The organism is Oceanobacillus luteolus (assembly GCF_023715655.1).
Classification (GTDB): Bacteria; Bacillota; Bacilli; order Bacillales; family Amphibacillaceae; genus Oceanobacillus; species Oceanobacillus luteolus.
In genome coordinates, this window is record NZ_JAMBON010000014.1 from 1 (window position 1) to 17,632 (window position 17,632).

19 protein-coding genes are annotated in these 17,632 nt (G+C 42.2%); 13 read left to right on the top strand and 6 right to left on the bottom strand.

What is annotated here, in order from left to right; genetic code table 11:
* Positions 1 to 133: 133 nt before the first annotated feature.
* Positions 134 to 589: a DMT family transporter gene (locus M3210_RS10105; protein ID WP_251514011.1), complete on the top strand. Its 456-nt coding sequence runs from the start codon at positions 134 to 136 to the stop codon at positions 587 to 589.
* A gap of 17 nt (positions 590 to 606) precedes the next feature.
* Here the strand turns inward: M3210_RS10105 and M3210_RS10110 are convergent, their stop codons facing one another.
* From M3210_RS10110 to M3210_RS10120, 3 genes are all read right to left on the bottom strand, one after another.
* Positions 607 to 930 (bottom strand): nucleoside triphosphate pyrophosphohydrolase, encoded by a 324-nt coding sequence (locus M3210_RS10110; protein ID WP_251514012.1) that lies wholly within the window; start codon positions 928 to 930, stop codon positions 607 to 609.
* A gap of 395 nt (positions 931 to 1,325) precedes the next feature.
* Positions 1,326 to 2,432, bottom strand: coding sequence for an o-succinylbenzoate synthase (gene menC / locus M3210_RS10115; RefSeq protein WP_251514013.1), 1,107 nt, complete (start codon positions 2,430 to 2,432; stop codon positions 1,326 to 1,328).
* Positions 2,429 to 3,430, bottom strand: coding sequence for an aromatic acid exporter family protein (locus tag M3210_RS10120; protein WP_251514014.1), 1,002 nt, complete (start codon positions 3,428 to 3,430; stop codon positions 2,429 to 2,431). Before M3210_RS10120 ends, menC begins: the two co-directional genes overlap by 4 nt.
* A 110-nt stretch (positions 3,431 to 3,540) precedes the next feature.
* Between M3210_RS10120 and M3210_RS10125 the strand changes: the two genes are divergently transcribed.
* Positions 3,541 to 4,383: an aldo/keto reductase gene (locus M3210_RS10125; protein ID WP_251514015.1), complete on the top strand. Its 843-nt coding sequence runs from the start codon at positions 3,541 to 3,543 to the stop codon at positions 4,381 to 4,383.
* 64 nt (positions 4,384 to 4,447) lie between these two features.
* On the top strand, positions 4,448 to 4,951 hold the full coding sequence (locus tag M3210_RS10130) for an LURP-one-related/scramblase family protein (protein ID WP_251514016.1): 504 nt from the start codon (positions 4,448 to 4,450) through the stop codon (positions 4,949 to 4,951).
* Between the two features lie 298 nt (positions 4,952 to 5,249).
* Here M3210_RS10130 and M3210_RS10135 read toward each other — a convergent pair whose 3' ends face one another.
* Positions 5,250 to 6,446, bottom strand: a complete 1,197-nt coding sequence (locus tag M3210_RS10135) for a coenzyme F420-0:L-glutamate ligase (RefSeq protein ID WP_251514017.1) — start codon at positions 6,444 to 6,446, stop codon at positions 5,250 to 5,252.
* Between the two features lie 130 nt (positions 6,447 to 6,576).
* Here M3210_RS10135 and M3210_RS10140 point away from each other — a divergent pair, with 130 nt between their 5' ends.
* From M3210_RS10140 to M3210_RS10160, 5 genes are all read left to right on the top strand, one after another.
* Positions 6,577 to 7,467, top strand: a complete 891-nt coding sequence (locus tag M3210_RS10140) for a LysR family transcriptional regulator (protein ID WP_251514022.1) — start codon at positions 6,577 to 6,579, stop codon at positions 7,465 to 7,467.
* 97 nt (positions 7,468 to 7,564) lie between these two features.
* Positions 7,565 to 8,044 carry a PTS sugar transporter subunit IIA gene (locus tag M3210_RS10145; protein WP_251514023.1) on the top strand — a complete coding sequence of 160 codons (480 nt, stop codon included), beginning with the start codon at positions 7,565 to 7,567 and terminating at the stop codon, positions 8,042 to 8,044.
* Positions 8,045 to 8,063: 19 nt separating this feature from the next.
* Entirely contained in the window at positions 8,064 to 8,795 is a 732-nt protein-coding gene (locus tag M3210_RS10150; RefSeq protein WP_251514024.1) for an SIS domain-containing protein, read from the top strand.
* Positions 8,796 to 9,009: 214 nt separating this feature from the next.
* On the top strand, positions 9,010 to 10,464 hold the full coding sequence (gene nagE, locus M3210_RS10155) for an N-acetylglucosamine-specific PTS transporter subunit IIBC (protein ID WP_251514025.1): 1,455 nt from the start codon (positions 9,010 to 9,012) through the stop codon (positions 10,462 to 10,464).
* A gap of 58 nt (positions 10,465 to 10,522) precedes the next feature.
* On the top strand, positions 10,523 to 11,419 hold the full coding sequence (locus tag M3210_RS10160) for a DUF7916 family protein (protein ID WP_251514027.1): 897 nt from the start codon (positions 10,523 to 10,525) through the stop codon (positions 11,417 to 11,419).
* Positions 11,420 to 11,618: 199 nt separating this feature from the next.
* Here M3210_RS10160 and M3210_RS10165 read toward each other — a convergent pair whose 3' ends face one another.
* Positions 11,619 to 12,344, bottom strand: coding sequence for a GntR family transcriptional regulator (locus tag M3210_RS10165; protein ID WP_251514028.1), 726 nt, complete (start codon positions 12,342 to 12,344; stop codon positions 11,619 to 11,621).
* Between the two features lie 115 nt (positions 12,345 to 12,459).
* Between M3210_RS10165 and nagA the strand changes: the two genes are divergently transcribed.
* The 5 genes from nagA to dhaM all read left to right on the top strand — a co-directional run bounded on the left by nagA (position 12,460) and on the right by dhaM (position 16,185).
* Complete coding sequence (gene nagA / locus M3210_RS10170) at positions 12,460 to 13,632, top strand: N-acetylglucosamine-6-phosphate deacetylase (RefSeq protein ID WP_251514029.1); 1,173 nt, start codon at positions 12,460 to 12,462, stop codon at positions 13,630 to 13,632.
* A gap of 36 nt (positions 13,633 to 13,668) precedes the next feature.
* A complete protein-coding gene (locus M3210_RS10175) occupies positions 13,669 to 14,058 on the top strand; it encodes a hypothetical protein (RefSeq protein ID WP_251514030.1) in 390 nt (129 codons plus the stop codon).
* Between the two features lie 112 nt (positions 14,059 to 14,170).
* On the top strand, positions 14,171 to 15,166 hold the full coding sequence (gene dhaK, locus M3210_RS10180; protein WP_251514031.1) for a dihydroxyacetone kinase subunit DhaK: 996 nt from the start codon (positions 14,171 to 14,173) through the stop codon (positions 15,164 to 15,166).
* Positions 15,167 to 15,181: 15 nt separating this feature from the next.
* Positions 15,182 to 15,802 carry a dihydroxyacetone kinase subunit DhaL gene (dhaL, locus tag M3210_RS10185; protein ID WP_251514032.1) on the top strand — a complete coding sequence of 207 codons (621 nt, stop codon included), beginning with the start codon at positions 15,182 to 15,184 and terminating at the stop codon, positions 15,800 to 15,802.
* A 5-nt stretch (positions 15,803 to 15,807) separates the two neighbouring features.
* Entirely contained in the window at positions 15,808 to 16,185 is a 378-nt protein-coding gene (gene dhaM / locus M3210_RS10190; protein WP_251514033.1) for a dihydroxyacetone kinase phosphoryl donor subunit DhaM, read from the top strand.
* Positions 16,186 to 16,262: 77 nt separating this feature from the next.
* Here the strand turns inward: dhaM and M3210_RS10195 are convergent, their stop codons facing one another.
* Entirely contained in the window at positions 16,263 to 17,609 is a 1,347-nt protein-coding gene (locus M3210_RS10195) for a cyclic 2,3-diphosphoglycerate synthase (RefSeq protein ID WP_251514034.1), read from the bottom strand.
* Between the last annotated feature and the right edge of the window lie 23 nt (positions 17,610 to 17,632).

The following is a 17,632-nucleotide window of genomic DNA, read 5'->3' on the forward strand; positions in this document are numbered from 1 at the left end:
CAAATGATCCTAAGACCATTATCTAGGAATATCCCAGAGCGTCCAAGTCATTTGACATATCAACAGGGTGAATTACAAGGAAATAATAGGCGGAAAATGTAGGCCTAAACATAATATACGAGGGGGAGAGACGATGGCTACATTCGCAATTCTATTTACCGTCATTGGTGGCATTATGCTCAATAGTCAAGCGGCGGTGAATGGTACTCTTGGCAGAAATATAGGAGTAATTGAAGCTTCTTTTATTTCCTTCTTTACCGGCACAGGATTTCTAGCCATTCTTGTCCTTTTCTTCGGTCAAGGTGACCTGTTGGCAATATTTGACGCTCCGAAATGGCAGTTGAGTGCCGTGTTTTGTGGTACGTTATATGTTCTTTTCAGTGTATTTGCTGTTCCTAAAATTGGAGTGGCCGCAACGAGCATCCTCGTCATTAGCGGACAACTATTCATGGGCCTCATTATTGATCATTTCGGCATGTTTAACGGAGCTGTGATACCTATTGACTCCAATCGTAGGCTGGCTATTTTCTTTATGGCGCTTGCACTTTTTTTCGTTTACAAAGGGAATAAAAGAGGCATTCAGGAATAACCTAAATGCCTCGGTCTCTATTCTTCCACATCCATTAAATATACTTTATCCGCAAAAGCTCCATTTTCCTCAGCTTTTTGTTTACGCAGCTGTTCTAGTTTTTCAAATGATTCGCCATGTACTTCAGCAAGTGCATAAATTACTTCCAGAATATCTGCGAGTTCTCCCAGTGATTCCTCATCATTTGCTGCTTCTTGATATTCGCTGAGTTCTTCCATCAACTTTTTTCGCAGTTCCAAAATATAACGGTCATGGTTCAGCGTCTCCACATTATACTTTTTCCCAGCCTCATCAAGTATCTCTGGAATACGGTCACGAACAAGCTTATTGTAGGTTGTCATCAGAACACTCCTTTTTTGTTACTTGTTATTATGCTGAGGATAAGTCCTAAAAATATTCCCTGAATTTTGGTAGGGAAAACATGAAGTTAATTAATTTGATGTAAAACGATGATAGAGCGGCCCTCTTGTCATGAAGACTTTCTATTTTGGTTGAAAACTGACAACAGAAGCTGTTTCTTGTCATGAATGACTTTTGATTTGGTGTAAAACTGACAATAGAGGGTGTCTCCTGTCATGAATGACTTTTGATTTGGTGTAAAACTGACAATAGAGTGGTCCTCTTGTCCTGAATCACCCTTGTTTCGGTTGAAAGCTAACAATAGAGCGTCTCTCAAGTCATGAAGCCCTTCTGCCTTGGTGAAAATCTTACAATAGAAGATCGCTTTTCATCTAAATCAACGATAATGCTTCTTCCCCACAGTGAAAGCTTCCACAGCTTCTCTGTCTATTTTATAACCAATCCCGACAGTTTGGGGTACTTCAATCATCCCGTCCACTGCCACGACTTCCGGAGTTATAATATCTCTTTCCCAATATCGATTTGAACCTGACGTATCACCTGGCAAGGTAAAATTCGGCAATGAGGTCAGCGCAATGTTATGGGCCCGTCCAATTCCTGATTCAAGCATGCCGCCACACCAAACTGGGATCCCTTTTTCCGCGCAGTAATCATGGATTCTCCTAGCTTCGGTTAGGCCGCCAACCCGGCCGATTTTCACATTAATCACCTTTGTGCTTCCAAGCTCGACCGCTTTTCTCGCATCTTCTAAAGAACATATACTTTCATCAAGGCATATTGGGGTTTTCAGTTCTTTTTGTAGGACGCCATGGTCAACGATATCATCTGCAGCCAAAGGTTGTTCAATCATCATGAGATCAAACTCATCGAGTTGCTTTAATAACTCGATATCATTCAAGGTGTAGGCTGAATTCGCATCGGCCATAATCGCAACCTTCGGAAATTCATTACGTAGGGCGCGGATGACATCTACATCCCAGCCTGGCTTTATTTTCACCTTCATCCGTTTATAGCCTTCCTTCACGTAGCTATCCACCAGCGCGATGAGCTCTTCGATTGTTGGCTGAATCCCGATACTGACGCCGACTTCGATACGTTCCTGTTTCCCTCCTAAAGCTTGAGCGAGCGACTGATTAGTTTGCTGGGCATAGATGTCCCATATCGCTCCTTCAATCGCTGCTTTTGCCATGTTGTTTTTACGGATTGGGGCAAATATTTCACTTACCTCATCTGGATAAGTTATTTCTTTGTGTAAAATAAGTGGAATCAAAAAATCCTCGAGCATATGCCAGTTCGTTTTCATCGTTTCTTCCGTATACCATGGGGAATAAAAAGCGACCGATTCCCCCCAGCCGATGATACCATCCTCACTTTTCGCTTCAAGTAATAAAAAGTCTCTGTTCTTTAATGTTCCGAAGCTGGTCGAAAAGGGTGACTTCAATTCCATTTGTAAGTGATGGATGGTGATTTCTGTAAGTTTCATGACTCTTCTCCTTCTTGTTCTTTGGAACGTTTGGATATAGCTCCAAGTTGGTCCATAATCTTCTTTTTAATCGTCAAGTAGTTTTTTATTTCAAAGTTCAAATAGAATAAATTTGCCCGAACTTCAAATTCATCCCTTGATTTCGGTAAGTCCATTTCACGGATCGATTGCTCATAAGCCTCAAGCAAATCCAGGGAGTAGTCAATGTTCATCGAGCGGACATTTTTGCTGATGTACAAAAATAAATCCGCGATCATCCCTTTTTGTTTTACATGTACTTCGGAGCTGGCGACAATACCGACAATCGTTACCATTCGTTTAACAATTTCAAGTTGTTCGGAGCGCATGTTGAAATAATAGTAATCCTTATTTTTTTCACGATATAAATGGTTTTCGATATCTTGAATGACGATGGATTTGGCTTGATTGATTAAACCTTGGGCTTCCTTGATTTCCTTGCCGTCCCAGTTCCGGTCTTTATCTTGTAAAAATGCGTGAAACTCATGAAAAATCTTCGTAAACTTCTCTTCCACTTTGAATTTATGTTGATTTATATCTTCTTTAAAGCTTGGCATGACACTATTCGTAAGTATCGCTATTCCCATACCAATAGCAATGATTAATAGCTCATCAAGGAAGATCTCCACACTCACATCCCCGATAGAATAAATATGGAGCAGCACAACCATACTCGTGACAAAGCCATTTTGAATCTTGGCCTTTACCAAAATTGGCATGAAAAAGAGAATGAATAGAGCGAAGACAACCGGATGATAGCCAGCTAATTCAAATACAATCGCACCTAGCACCAACGATAAAAGCGATGCGAAAAGCTTATCTTTAATCGTATGGAGGGTCCGTTTTTTCGTTGTTTCAATACACATGATTACGATAATTGCAGCAAAAGTGGCAAATTCCAAATTGAATAGACTTGCTAGCCACATGGCAATTCCTGCACCAACGGCAGTTTTAATTGTTCGATATCCCATACCGACCATCTGAAACACCTTCCTCTGTATACAACCATTATAAACTATTGAGACTCACTTGTTATGCTATACTAAAGTTATTAGACAATAAAGACAATCAATGAAATGGGGAGATCATCTTGAGTAAAGCCATACCTGAAGTGACATTAAACGATGGACTGACGGTACCTGTAATCGGTCTTGGTACCTATAAGCTGAAAGGGGCAGCTGGGGTTCGGTCGATTACAAGTGCGATTGACCACGGCTATCGTTTACTCGACAGTGCTTATAATTATGAAAATGAAGGAACCGTGGGCGAAGCTATCAGAAGAAGTTCGGTCCGCCGTGAGGAATTGCTGATTGCGTCAAAGTTACCTGGTCGATATCATACATATGACCTCGCAGTTGAGGCGATTCAAGAATCGTTATATCGGGCGAATTTAGATTATTATGATCTATATTTGATCCATTGGCCAAATCCAAAACAGGATGTCTATGTGGAAGCCTGGCAGGCGTTAATTGATGCGAAAAAATGGGGCTTGGTCCGTTCTATTGGAGTAAGTAACTTCCTGCCAGAACATATCGAACGTCTGGAAAGAGAGACTGGTGTGAAGCCAAGTGTGAATCAAATTGAATTACATCCATTTTTCAATCAAGAAGAGCAGCGGAAGTGGCATCAGGAAAACAATGTACAGACTCAGTCTTGGAGCCCACTTGCACGGGTGAAGAATGTGTTGGACAATGACATTTTAACTCCAATCGCAGCACGTCACAATAAATCGGTATCGCAAGTTATTTTACGCTGGCATTATCAACTAGGATCGATTTCCATTCCAAGATCCACATCTTCCGAACGTCAGCTTGAGAACATTTCCATTTTTGATTTTTCATTAACGGATGATGAAATGAATAAAATTGCCACCTTGTCCCGCATAGATGGCAGACAAAAAAATCAAGACCCTGCAGAATATGAGGAATTTTAAAGCGTCGTAAAAAAGCTCACTAGCAACATTTTAATAGGCTACACCTTTAGGAAGGAAGACGGCTATGAAAGAGCTGTATATTAAACAGAAAGTATTAAGTATGAGGGGCCGATTTACGGTAAAAGATGCGGATGAACGTGATGTTTACTTTGTCGAGGGCAGCTTCCTTAAGGTCCCGAAAGTTTTTACAGTATCCGATACCGGGGGCTCGGAAGTCGCGCAGATCACGAAACATTTCTTAACATGGTTGCCGAAATTCACGGTTTCAATCGATGGGCAGGAAGTCATCACGATTAAAAAAGAATTCACTTTCTTCAAATCGAAATTTACGATTGATGCGCTTGGCTTAGAGGTGGAAGGTGACTGGTGGGACATGGACTTTGGAATCTACCAGCACGGTGAATTAATCGGTGAAGTGAGTAAAAAGTGGTTCTCTTGGGGAGACAGCTACCAGGTGAAAGTGATGGACGAATCAGTGGAAAAGCTAATCATCGCCCTTGTCATTGCCATAGATTGCGTGAAAGCAGATCAGTCGTCCGCAGCATCCTCCGCAAGCTTTGGAGATTAGAAAATGGGACAGAGGAGAATCAATTTCCCCTCTGTCCCATTTAATTGTTCATATCAGAGCTAAAAGCGCTCACCCCAGAGTCGAAACCGCTCATACCTTAGCCAAAAGCGCTCACCCCAGATCCGAAACCGCTCATACCATATTCAAAAGCGCTCGCCCCGGAGTCGAAACCGCTCATACCATATTCAAAAGCGCTCGCCCCAGACCCGGAACCGCTCATACCTTAGCCAAAAGCGCTCACCCCATAGCCCGAATCGCTCATGCCACAGTCAAATCCGCTCGCCCCAACAAGAATCCTCTATTTTCCGCTCGTATAGTTATCAAAATACCCTTGAATAAAGACAAACGGTGTACCTTTATCTCCGCTGCCTGAGGTTAAATCAGATAAAGAACCAATCAAGTCCGTAAGTTTTCTTGGTGTTGTACCTTGGGCTTCCACTGATCCAACAAGGTCATCACTTTTGTTTTCAATATACTCTGCGATTGCTTTGTCCAGTTCTTCACCGCGAAGATGGCTGAAGTTATTGTCAGCCAAATATTTTAATTTAATTTCATTTGGCGTTCCTTCCAAGCCTTTCGTATAAGCCGGTGAAACGACAGGGTCAGCAAGCTCCCAAATTTTCCCTGCAGGGTCTTTGAAAGCACCATCTCCGTAAACCATTACTTCAACAGTTTTTCCTGTTGCTTCTTTAATTTTTGCTTGGATACCATCAACGAGCCCTTGGCATTTATTCGGGAATAGCTTCACGCTATCATCCGTCGCTTTATTACAGCCGAGCAGTCCAAAAGCTTCGTTATAGCCGCTGCCGTTCACTGGTTCCGTTAAAATATCATCCAAACCATACACAGTTTCCGCACCGTGATTCTTTAAGATACGTTTTGTCCGGAAGCGGGAGTGGATGTCGCATGCGAGTACATGCTTTGTATAATCAAGAATGGACTTTGCGTGATTGGAAAAGATAATCTCACAGCTGATTCCTTCCGCTTCGACAAGGCTGCGGTAATATTCGATATAATCAACGCCTGTAAAAGGGTGTTTCTGGTTGCCGAATAGTTCACGGAACTGTTCTTCTGTTAAGTTGTCTGTCCATGGATTGATGCCTTTTTCATCGAGATCATCAATGCTTACTAAGTGGTTACCGACCTCATCTGAAGGATAGCTCAGCATAAGCACGACCTTTTTCACACCTCTTGCTATCCCGCTTAAGCAGTTTGCAAAACGGTTACGGCTTAGAATTGGGAAAATCACTCCGACCGTCTCATCACCGAATTTCTCACTCACATCCGCTGCAATCGCATCAATACTAGCGTAATTCCCTTGTGCTCGTGCAACGATGGATTCAGTCAGGGATACGATGTCGCGATCTTGAATCGTGATTCCTTCCACCTCTGCGGCGTTCAATACGGTATCCACAACGATTTTCTCTAAATCATCACCTTCGTTTATAATTGGTGCTCTGAGTCCACGTACTGTCGTTCCAACTACTCTTTCCAATCTAATCTCTCCTCTGTTTCAAGGTATATGTAGGTATCATTAACTTTTGATTTCTCCTTCTTTACTATACCTTCATTCTCTGGTATAAGTAAAATTAATAATAATAATAAGAGGTATTAGGTGGGTTAATATGAAGGGGCAATTGGATTTATACCGTGTTTTTCATATCGTCAGTAAAAATAAAAGTTTTTCCAAAGCGGCGAAAGAGTTGTTTATGACTCAGTCTGCTGTCAGTCAATCGATTTTACGATTGGAAAAAGAATTGGAGGTCCAGCTTTTCCATCGTACCCCAAAAGGCGCTGTTTTAACCAATGAGGGGAAAGTTTTGCATGAACATGTAAGCTCGGCTCTCGGAATTATTGATGTGGCGGAGGACAAAATCCAAGCGTTCAAGGGGCTGAGAAGGGGAGAATTACGGATTGCGGTTGGGGATACGATTTCCCGGTATTTTTTATTACCTTTTTTAGAAGAGTATCATGCGAGATTCCCCGGAATTAAACTGAAGATATTAAATGGAACGACTCCGGAAATATTGGATTATATAAAAGCCCGTGAAGCGGATGTCGGTGTGTGTAACTTGCCGATTGCGGATGAACAGTTCAGGGTCATTCCGTGTATGAAAATCCACGATATTTTTGTTTGTGGGGAAAAATATCGCCGCATCTCGAAGATACCTGTTAGTTTTGATCATTTGATGCAGCTGCCTTTAATCCTATTTGAAAAGAATACGATTTCCCGAAGATATGTCGATGAATTTTTTGAGGAAAGAGGTTACGCGATTTCACCTGTTTTTGAGTTGGGTTCCTATGATTTGCTTATGGATTTTGCAAAGAGCAATCTAGGGATTTCTTGTGTTGTGCGTGAATTTTCACAGGAATATTTAAACAGGGGAATACTTCATGAAGTGCTATTGGAGGAGACAATCCCTAGTCGAGAGATTGGCATCGTTAATTTAAAATCCGTTCCGTTATCTCCGGCTGCTGAAAAATTTGTCCAACAAATCAACCCGACTAATAAATGATAGAAGTTACCTTGCTATCTAAATGTATAGACAGGTATACATGTGGAGTGCTAAACTATTTTTAAAGGTAGTTTTTAAAGAAAGGAGTCAACGAACCATGCTAAAAAAATTATTCAAGAAATCAAATGGAGTGGAAATTCATGCTCCTTTAAATGGAAAAGTCGTTAACCTGAAGGATGTTCCGGACCCCGTGTTCAGCCAAAAAATGATGGGTGAAGGTATTGCTATTGTTCCTTCAGAAGGAAAGGTCTTCTCTCCAGTGAACGGAGAAATCGTCACGATTCCAGAGTCAAAACATGCGATTGGAATGCGTACGAAAGACGGTACGGAAGTTCTTATTCATATCGGGTTGGAAACGGTATCCCTAAACGGAAAAGGATTCACGACCTTAGTGAGTGTTGGAGATCAAGTAAAAGTCGGCGAGCAGTTATTGGATGTGGATTTAGAATATATCAAAGAAAATGCTGCCGATATCATCACCCCTGTCATCATTACAAACAGCAATGATAAACAGGTGACCGTGGCAGAGGAAACCGAAGCGCGGGCAGGAGAAACGGTGCTTCTTACAGTAAAATAAGAGCTGAAAGGTGGATTCTATGATTCACACATACTTTAAACGTATCAGCGAACTGTTGCAGCATGTTGAAACAAAAGAAATGCAAGCAATGAACCAAGCTGCGGAAAAAATTGCTGCATCAATCCAATCGGAAGGAATTATTCATGTATTTGGCTGCGGCCACTCTCATATATTAGCAGAAGAGGTATATTATCGAGCTGGTGGCTTGGCTGTGATCCATCCGATTTTTGATGAGGATGTGATGCTCCATAAAGATGCAGTACGTGCTTCTGTGCTTGAGAGAAAAAGCGGGTATGCGGAAAAGTTTATGGAAAATCAGCCCATACGTAGAGGAGATATCATGATAGTTGTCTCTACATCGGGAAGAAACCCAGTCCCGATCGACGTTGCACTTCTTGCAAAGGAAAAAGATGCGTACATCATTGGAATCTCTTCCAGTGTCTATGCAGAAACTCAGACTTCGCGGCATGAGAGCGGTAAATGTTTGAAAGATGTTGTAGATTTGCAGATCGATAACCATGTTCCGCTAGGAGATGCTATCTTGAAGCATGACGGAGTAGCAGTGCCTTTTGCACCAAGTTCAACGGTTATTGGAGCGGCAATTGTCAATAGTATAATTGCCCAAGCTATTGCGAATGTAGCAGAGAAAGGGATGGAGCCTCCAGTTTTATTGAGTGGTAATATCGATCAAGCTGACGAGCGTAACAAAAAGTTAATGAAAGAGTATTATTTGCGTCTATCCCAGACATAAGTATAGTTGTATAGACAACCATACTTAGCATCTGGTAAAATAGAATTAGCAAGTTACCTCGTTTAATAGCTGCCAAATCTGTTTACACGGACAGAAAGGAGGGAGCCTGGATTTTTATTGGTGATTTGGTAGCGCTATCATATAGTTGTATATCATCATCAGACAAGTTGCTTGCTGCGATATCATCAAATTTTTTAAAAAAAGGATGATTATTATGTTGAAGTATTTACAAAATCTTGGTCGGTCACTAATGCTCCCTGTAGCAGTTTTGCCAGCAGCAGCAGTCCTCTTGGGGATTGGCTACTGGATCGACCATGATGGGTGGGGCTCCGAAAACGTTGCTGCGGCTTTCCTTATTGCAGCCGGAGGCTCGATACTTGATTTCCTTCCTGCGATATTTGCAGTTGGGGTAGCAGTTGGAATGTCAAAAGAAAGAGACGGTGCCGCCGCGCTTGCTGGTCTCGTTGGTTATTTAGTTATAACTAACATGCTTTCTGTTGATAAAATGGCAATGTTCCAAGGAATTGAAGCGGATAGTGTCAATGCAGCGTTTGCTAATATTGAAAACGTTTTTGTCGGAATTATTTCTGGTCTTATTGCTGCAGCGATGTACAACCGCTTTAGTAAAACAAAGCTTCCGGATGCGCTCGCTTTCTTCAGTGGAAGAAGGAGTGTGCCAATTGTGACGGCAGCTGTCATGCTTGTCATTTCATTATTAATGATGGTTGTATGGCCTATTGCTTATAGTGGGTTAGTTTCCTTCGGTACAGCGATTAGTAATATGGGTTCTGTTGGGGCTGGGCTTTACGGGTTTTTCAACCGATTGCTGATTCCAACTGGGCTGCATCATGCGCTGAACTCTGTGTTTTGGTTTGACGTAGCTGGAATTAATGATATTGCTAATTTCTGGTCTGGTAATGGGGAAAAAGGTGTTACCGGTATGTACCAAGCTGGGTTTTTCCCAATCATGATGTTCGGATTGCCGGCAGCTTGCTTAGCAATGTACCATACTGCGAAAAGCAAAAGAAGAAAACAAGCGGCTTCCTTACTCATGGCAGCAGCATTCGCTTCTTTCTTAACCGGTGTAACCGAGCCGATTGAATTCTCCTTCATGTTCTTAGCACCATTCCTTTATGTTGTGCATGCTGCATTAACGGGATTATCCCTGTTCATTGCTTCTACCTTTGGCTGGACAGCGGGCTTTGGTTTTAGTGCAGGATTTATCGACTTTTTCCTAAGTTCACGCTTGCCGCTAGCGAATATGCCGCTCATGCTCGTCGTGCAAGGACTTGGATTTGCGGTGGTTTATTACTTCCTGTTCCGTTTCTTGATCGTTAAATTCGATATGAAAACGCCAGGACGTGAAGATGATGAGGAGGTAGTGGCAGCAGCAAGTCAATCTGGTTCCGCATCGGATGATCGTTTTGCCGTCATGGCTCGTGAAATCTATGCTGGACTTGGTGGGGATGATAACGTGTTATCTGTGGATAACTGTGCAACCCGATTAAGATTGGAAGTAAAAGATGCTGAACTAGTAGACCAAGCAAAAATTAAAGCGACAGGTGTACCAGGAGTAAACGTCATTGGAAAAAATAATGTCCAAGTCATCGTAGGTACACAAGTGCAAGCAGTTGCGGATGAAGTGAAGAAAATTAGAAAAGAAAACTAATCATAGAGGCTAGCATTCTGCTTTTTAGAATACTAGCCTTTCTTCCATGGAGGTGCACATGAAACGACTAATCAGCTCAACCGCATCCGATTTTGCAAACTTGGATAAGGACCAACTGTTACAATCGATTAAAGCATCCGAGGGCCGTACGCTTATTGCCGAAGTCATGTGTCATGCTCAGCCGCTGTATCCAGGTATCACCAATGCGGAATATGCTGCGGCTTTTGGAGCGGATATGATTTTGCTGAATGTGTTGGATGTGGAGAAACCGAGTATAGAGGGGTTGGAAATTGAGAATATAGAAGATAGCATTCAAACATTAAAGAAAATGATCGGCCGTCCAGTTGGAGTGAATCTGGAGCCGGTGGATTCTAGTGCAAGACGATTGGAAACGCTCGATGTATTGCCGGAAGGGAGACGGGCAACTGCCAAATCATTAAGAAAGCTAAAAGCATTGGGGGCGGATTTTGTCTGCTTGACCGGCAACCCGAAAACAGGTGTGACGAATCAGGAGATTTTAGCATCGATTCAACTTGCGAAAGAAGCGGGATTGCTTATTATCGCCGGCAAGATGCATGGCGCGGGGATCGATGAGAAATTAACTGATAAAGAAACAGTGCGGAATTTTGTGGAGGCTGGAGCGGATATTGTCCTGCTGCCGGGAGTCGGAACAGTTCCGGGAACGACGTTAGAGAAAACAGCAAGTCTTGTGGAGGAAGTCCACTCTCTTGGAGCAATGGCACTGACTTCAATCGGAACGAGCCAAGAGGGAGCAGAGAGGGAAACAATCCAGCAAATCGCGTTGTATAATAAAATGGCTGGTGCAGATGTGCATCATATTGGTGATGCCGGCATGTATGGGATGGCTATTCCAGAGCGGATTATGGATTATTCCATAGCCATCCGCGGAAAAAGGCATACGTATTTTCGCATGGCATCTTCCATTTTCCGCTGATATGCAAAAGAGGAAGCGCCCGTTTAAGTACGGAGGTCTAGCAAGTCCGGTAGTCGTAGTGCTCGTCGTGTTGCAAGTTAAGTCAGTGAAGCGGCACTCGCAAAGCCACACGATGTAGTCCTTAGATGTAAATTCATGAAGAGAGTACATGCAGATGCTTCGCTGAAGCTGGACGTGGAAAAGATAAACGGGAGTACATTTACTCCCGTTTCATTTGCAAATTGAATTTATATTTATCGGCCCGGTAAGCGGACTTTACATACTCGATCGGTGTATCGTCTTGAAGGAAGCTTGTGCGTTTCATTAAAAGAATCGGGTTACCTTTTTTGATGCGCAGTTGCTTGATTTCCTCTTCATTTGCGAGTGCCGCTTCAATGCTTTGCTTTCCATAGGCGATTTGCAGTTGCAAGTTATTTTCCAAGTGTTGATAAAAAGACGTGGAGATGTCTTGCTCTGTCATATCTCCAACTATTCTTTGTGGAGTGTAGACAGTTTCAAGGGCAACTGGTTCATCATTTGCCATCCGGATTCTTTTAATTTCATAGACAGCATCTTCTTCACTTATTTTTAAAATAGCTGCAATTTGTTCGTTTCCTGTGATTGTTTGAAAGTGAAGTAATTTATTGGATGGGGTAAACCCGCGGTTTTTCATATCTTCACTGAAACTTGTCAGACCAGAGAGATCTTGTTCAAATTTCTGTTCAGCTATAAAGGTGCCTTTACCTTTTTGACGGTATAATAATCCTTCACTTACGAGGTTATTAATCGCTTGCCTTACAGTCATCCGGCTAATATTATACTTCTCAGTGAATTCACGTTCTGACGGTAAAATATCTCCCGGCTGTAGCTGTTCTGATTCAATGAATTGTCTAATTTGCAATTCCAGCTGATAATAAATTGGAATCGGTGAATTTTTGTCAATCATGTAACCCCGCCTTTTTTCATCTTACAACCATTGTACCAAACAAAATTACACATGTATAGATGTACTGATGTATAGACAAGTATGAGAACGACTTTGCTCGAAAGGATGAACAATCATGAAAAAATCAGCACTTCTTATAAAAAACGCAACAATCTACTTGGAAAATCAGGTTCTTAACCGAGCCAATCTCTATGTGGAAAACGGACAAATCAAGGAAATTATTGATGAAGGTGAACTGTCGAGTGAGATGTTGAATGAGGCTCATATCATCGATGCAGAAAATCTAAACGTTATTCCAGGGTTCATCGACAGCCATATCCATGGAGCAAACGGCGCCGACGTGATGGACAGTACGCACGAAGCATTACAGACGATGGCCCAATTTTTACCCAAGGAGGGTACTACTGCATTCCTTGCAACAACAATTACCCAATCTCCGGATAATATTGAGCAAGCATTGACGAATATAGTAAGTTACGAGAATACACCTGGTCAAGCGGAAGTGGCTGGGGTACATCTTGAAGGTCCTTTTGTTGAGAAGTCAAAAGCGGGTGCGCAGCCGAAGGAATTCATCATGCAGCCGGATCTTCAACTCTTCAATGAGTGGCAGCGGCTCTCGGGAAATAATATTAGAACGATTACCCTTGCACCGGAGCATGATACAGACGGTAGTTTTATTCAAGCTTTGAATGAATCGGGTGTCATCGTATCTGCTGGTCATACCGATGTTGGTTTCCATGAAATGAAGCAAGCGGTCAGGCATGGTGTTCGGCAATTGACGCACCTCTGTAATGCTATGAATGGCATCCACCACCGTGATGTTGGGGCAGTCGGTGCTGGATTTTTATTGAAAGAGTTATCTGCGGAACTCATCGCAGACGGCATCCATGTTACGAAAGAAATGCTTCAAATCATCTATAACCAGATGGGAAGTGATCGTCTAATTTTGATAACAGATGCGATGCGGGCGAAAGGGCTTGAACCAGGTGACTATGAGCTCGGAGGCCAGCCGGTTGAAGTGACGGAGGATCGTGCTGTATTGGAAGATGGGACACTTGCAGGAAGTATTTTAACGATGGATGCAGCCGCCAAACTTATGCTTGAATTGGATGGCGTAGGTTGGCATGACATTATCCGGATGGCCTCGGTCAATCCAGCTAAACAGGTTGGCATGTTTGATCGGAAAGGCAGTATTGCAAAAGGTAAAGATGCGGATTTGGTTATTGTTGATGATGGTTTCAATATCAAATTTACGATTTGTCGTGGCGTTATTGCTTATGAGGGTTGATGGGTAAAAAATTAAACTCATCCAGGGGGGATGACAATGCGTATGGGCATGCGTCTTGCTGAAATTGTTTTAGGTATTATTTTTCTTGGTGCCGGATTAAATGGATATCTCGTATTATTTGGTTTTGAACCACTGGCTCCCACCAGTCCGGCAGCAATGGAGTTTCTAGGCTCTGGTTACTTTCTTGCATTAGAAAAAGGCGTCGAAATTGTAGCGGGGATATTTTTGTTGATACGAAGGTATGTGCCATTGATGTTACTGATTTTAGCAGGAATTATCGTCAATATATTAGCTTTTCATATTTTTGTAGATGCTGATCTACTTCTCCTGGCAATCCTTATTACCGTTCTTGAAGGAGTATTACTATGGCACTATCGAGAGAGTTATAGAGGGTTACTGGAAAGCAGGCCTAAACACTTCCGTTGATGCTCTATATTCTCCACCAGCTTAATTTGTGGGATTATTCATATAATTATAATACAATAGATATAGAGACTATAGTATTGCAATATCCATCTATATTAGGAGGGGAATATTCGTGAAGAAAATTATCAATGATCCAAATTCAGCTGTACAGGATATGTTGGATGGCTTCGTCGCAGCATATCCAAATGATGTAAAACGTTTGCCTGGTACAACAGTCATTGCTAGAAAGGATGCCCCTGTTACGAATAAGGTTGGAATTGTCAGTGGTGGAGGGAGTGGACATGAACCAGCACATGCAGGATATGTCGGTGAAGGGATGCTTGATGCGGCAGTAGCAGGTGAAGTGTTTACATCTCCAACTCCAGATCAAGTATTTGAAGGAATTAAAGCCGTTGATAATGGTGCTGGTGTGTTATTGGTCATTAAAAACTATACCGGTGACATCATGAATTTCGAGATGGCTGCTGAGCTTGCAGAAGCGGAAGGCATTAATGTGAAGCAAGTAGTTGTCAATGATGATGTTGCGGTGGAGGATAGTTCTTTTACAACCGGACGACGCGGGATAGCGGGTACAGTTTTCGTGCATAAGATTGCTGGAGCAAAGGCTGCACAAGGTGCCTCTTTAGAGGAAGTTCAAGCGGTGGCTGAGAAGACCATCCAAAATGTAAGGTCCATCGGGATGGCGCTCACGCCATGTATCGTGCCGGCTGCAGGAACGCCTAGTTTTGAACTAAAAGAAAATGAAATGGAAATTGGCATTGGTATCCACGGAGAACCTGGAATTGAACGGAAAGAAATTACAACTGCTGATGAAATCGCTGTTGAACTCACTGAAAAGGTGATTGCTGATTTAGGTCTGAAAAGTGGCGAGGAAGTTGCAGTGATGGTTAATGGGTTAGGTGGAACTCCAGAGATGGAGCTATTTATCGTAAATAAAAAAGTGAATCAATTACTATCTGATAAAGGAATTACCATTTATGATACATTCGTTGGAGAATATATGACTTCTCTGGAAATGGCCGGTTGTTCTGTAACGCTTTTAAGATTGGACCAAGAACTAAAAACCCTATTGGATGCTGAATCCAAAGCTCCAGCATTTCGTCGTTGAAATGGAGGTGCAATGATGAAATTAGATGTGGCTCATATATTAGATTGGATGGAAAAGGCTAATGACAAAATACAACAAAATAAAACCTATTTAACATCTTTAGACCAAGCGATTGGCGATGGGGACCATGGAATTAATATGGCTCGTGGATTCCAAGAAGTAATTGGAAAGATTTCAGCATCAGATTATAGCAATGTGTCTGACCTGTTAAAGGATATTTCTATGACTCTATTATCAAAAGTCGGAGGCGCATCGGGCCCATTGTATGGGACAGCATTTTTGAAGATGTCCATGGCTTTAAAGGATAGTGATTCGGTTGATTATCCTCAATTCGTTCATGCGATGGAGGAAGCCCTTCAAGGAATAAAACAGCGGGGAAAGGCAGAAAAAGGAGAGAAGACACTTGTAGATGTTTGGGAGACATTACTGGAGCAACTGAAGGAGCAAGATGACTTCGATTCTGTCAGATTTGAGGAAACGGCCAAGCTTGCTATGGAGTCAACGAAAGAACTTGAAGCTAAAAAAGGACGGGCTGCCTATTTGAGAGAACGTTCCATCGGGCATTTGGATCCGGGGTCGGTCTCCTCGTATTATATTTTTTCTTCTTTGTCTGATGTAGTGAAGGAGAGTGTTTGAACGTTATGAGCAAGGTAGGGATTGTGCTCGTTTCCCACAGTTCTAAAGTGGTGGCAGGCATTAAAGATATCATCAGTCAAATGGTGCCGAATGTGTCTGTTGCACTTGCCGGTGGTACTGAAGAAGATTCCATCGGGACAAGCATTGATAAAATTCAACAGGCAGTCGAAGAAGTGTACAATGAACAAGGTGTGCTTATTTTTTATGATATCGGCAGTGCGAAAATGAATGCGGAAATTGCTGTTGAAATAAGTGAACACGATAATTTGAAAGTGGTGGAAGCTCCTATATTGGAAGGTGCTTTTGTAGCAGCAGTGGAAGCAGGGATGGGAAAATCAATAGAAGAAGTGGTCAAGGCTGCTGAGAATGCAAGTCAGATATGAGAAGCTCATTTCACTTTGAAAAGTAAGTTTAAACAATTTAAAAATCACACGCCCCCTGGGTACGTGTGATTTTTTAGTTATGCAAACTGTAAGTGATGTTTTTCGATAAACTCTTTTAAGATGCTCTCCAAGTTCGGCCCTTCCACCTCGTCTAGATCATAGAACACACGAGTAGTAGGTTTGTTGATATTGATGACACGAGTCAAGTCGATTGGTGTACCAATAATCACTGCATCACAGTCCGTATTATTGATGGTCTCCTCTAAATCTTTCAGTTGCTGTTCCCCATATCCCATTGCAGGAAGCACTTTTTCAATATGAGGGTAAGTTTTGAATGTTTCTTTCAATGTTCCGACTAAATATGGGCTAGGATCTACAATTTCTGAAGCTCCAAGACGTTCTGCAGCAACAGAACCTGCGCCGATTTTCATCTCTCCGTGTGTAAGTGTCGGGCCATCTTCTACAACTAAAACTTTTTTACCTGTAATCAATTCTGGTTTATCAACAGTAATCGTCGATTCAGCCTTGATGATTTTGCTATCAGGGGCTGCAGCTTTTATATTATTTTCCACTGTTGCAACTGCTTCTTCCGGAGCACTATCCACTTTGTTTATGATGGACACGTCTGTCGTTCTCAAACAAACTTCACCAGGATAATATTTCAGTTCATGACCTGGACGGTGCGGGTCAAGTACGGTAATTGCGAGGTCTGGCTCATAGAAAGAGAAGTCATTGTTTCCACCATCCCAAAGAATGACATCACAGCCATCTGGATCATTTTCCGCAGCTTTTAAAATATCTGCATAATCGACACCTGCATATACAATATTACCTCTTGTCACATGTGGCTCATACTCTTCCATTTCCTCGATTGTACAATCATGTTTTTTCAAGTCGTCGACAGTCGCGAAACGTTGTACACGTTGTGCATTCAAGTCACCGTAAGGCATCGGGTGACGTACAGCAACGACTTTTAAGTTTTGCTTAAGCAACGTTTCAATGATTTTACGGGAAGTTTGGCTTTTTCCTGTCCCTGTACGTACGGCTGTAACGGAAATGACCGGTTTGTTACTTTTTAACATCGTACTGTTTGGTCCAAGTAATTTGAAATCTGCACCAGCAGCATTCACAACTGCACTGATTCCCATCAAATCTTCATAGCTGATATCACTGAATGCGAAGACACATTCATCGACATCTAGTTCTTTAATTAATTGAGGAAGCTCATCTTGGGAATAAATTGGAATCCCCTCTGGATATAAGCTTCCAGCAAGTTCACTCGGATATTTACGTCCATCTATATCAGGAATTTGCGCTGCAGTGAATGCAACGACGTTATATGCATCATTATCACGATAATACGTGTTGAAATTATGAAAGTCTCGACCAGCTGCACCAATGATAATCACGTTTTTAGTTTCCATTTGCATCAGCTCCTATGCGTTTC

Bases quoted from the DNA above. Each gene is read 5' to 3' on its own strand.
- M3210_RS10105 (WP_251514011.1), top strand. From the start codon at position 134: ATGGCTACATTCGCAATTCTATTTACCGTCATTGGTGGCATTATGCTC.
- M3210_RS10110 (WP_251514012.1), bottom strand. From the start codon at position 930: ATGACAACCTACAATAAGCTTGTTCGTGACCGTATTCCAGAGATACTT.
- menC (WP_251514013.1), bottom strand. From the start codon at position 2,432: ATGAAACTTACAGAAATCACCATCCATCACTTACAAATGGAATTGAAG.
- M3210_RS10120 (WP_251514014.1), bottom strand. From the start codon at position 3,430: ATGGTCGGTATGGGATATCGAACAATTAAAACTGCCGTTGGTGCAGGA.
- M3210_RS10130 (WP_251514016.1), top strand. From the start codon at position 4,448: ATGAAAGAGCTGTATATTAAACAGAAAGTATTAAGTATGAGGGGCCGA.
- M3210_RS10140 (WP_251514022.1), top strand. From the start codon at position 6,577: ATGAAGGGGCAATTGGATTTATACCGTGTTTTTCATATCGTCAGTAAA.
- M3210_RS10145 (WP_251514023.1), top strand. From the start codon at position 7,565: ATGCTAAAAAAATTATTCAAGAAATCAAATGGAGTGGAAATTCATGCT.
- M3210_RS10150 (WP_251514024.1), top strand. From the start codon at position 8,064: ATGATTCACACATACTTTAAACGTATCAGCGAACTGTTGCAGCATGTT.
- nagE (WP_251514025.1), top strand. From the start codon at position 9,010: ATGTTGAAGTATTTACAAAATCTTGGTCGGTCACTAATGCTCCCTGTA.
- M3210_RS10160 (WP_251514027.1), top strand. From the start codon at position 10,523: ATGAAACGACTAATCAGCTCAACCGCATCCGATTTTGCAAACTTGGAT.
- M3210_RS10165 (WP_251514028.1), bottom strand. From the start codon at position 12,344: ATGATTGACAAAAATTCACCGATTCCAATTTATTATCAGCTGGAATTG.
- nagA (WP_251514029.1), top strand. From the start codon at position 12,460: ATGAAAAAATCAGCACTTCTTATAAAAAACGCAACAATCTACTTGGAA.
- M3210_RS10175 (WP_251514030.1), top strand. From the start codon at position 13,669: ATGCGTATGGGCATGCGTCTTGCTGAAATTGTTTTAGGTATTATTTTT.
- dhaL (WP_251514032.1), top strand. From the start codon at position 15,182: ATGAAATTAGATGTGGCTCATATATTAGATTGGATGGAAAAGGCTAAT.
- dhaM (WP_251514033.1), top strand. From the start codon at position 15,808: ATGAGCAAGGTAGGGATTGTGCTCGTTTCCCACAGTTCTAAAGTGGTG.
- M3210_RS10195 (WP_251514034.1), bottom strand. From the start codon at position 17,609: ATGGAAACTAAAAACGTGATTATCATTGGTGCAGCTGGTCGAGACTTT.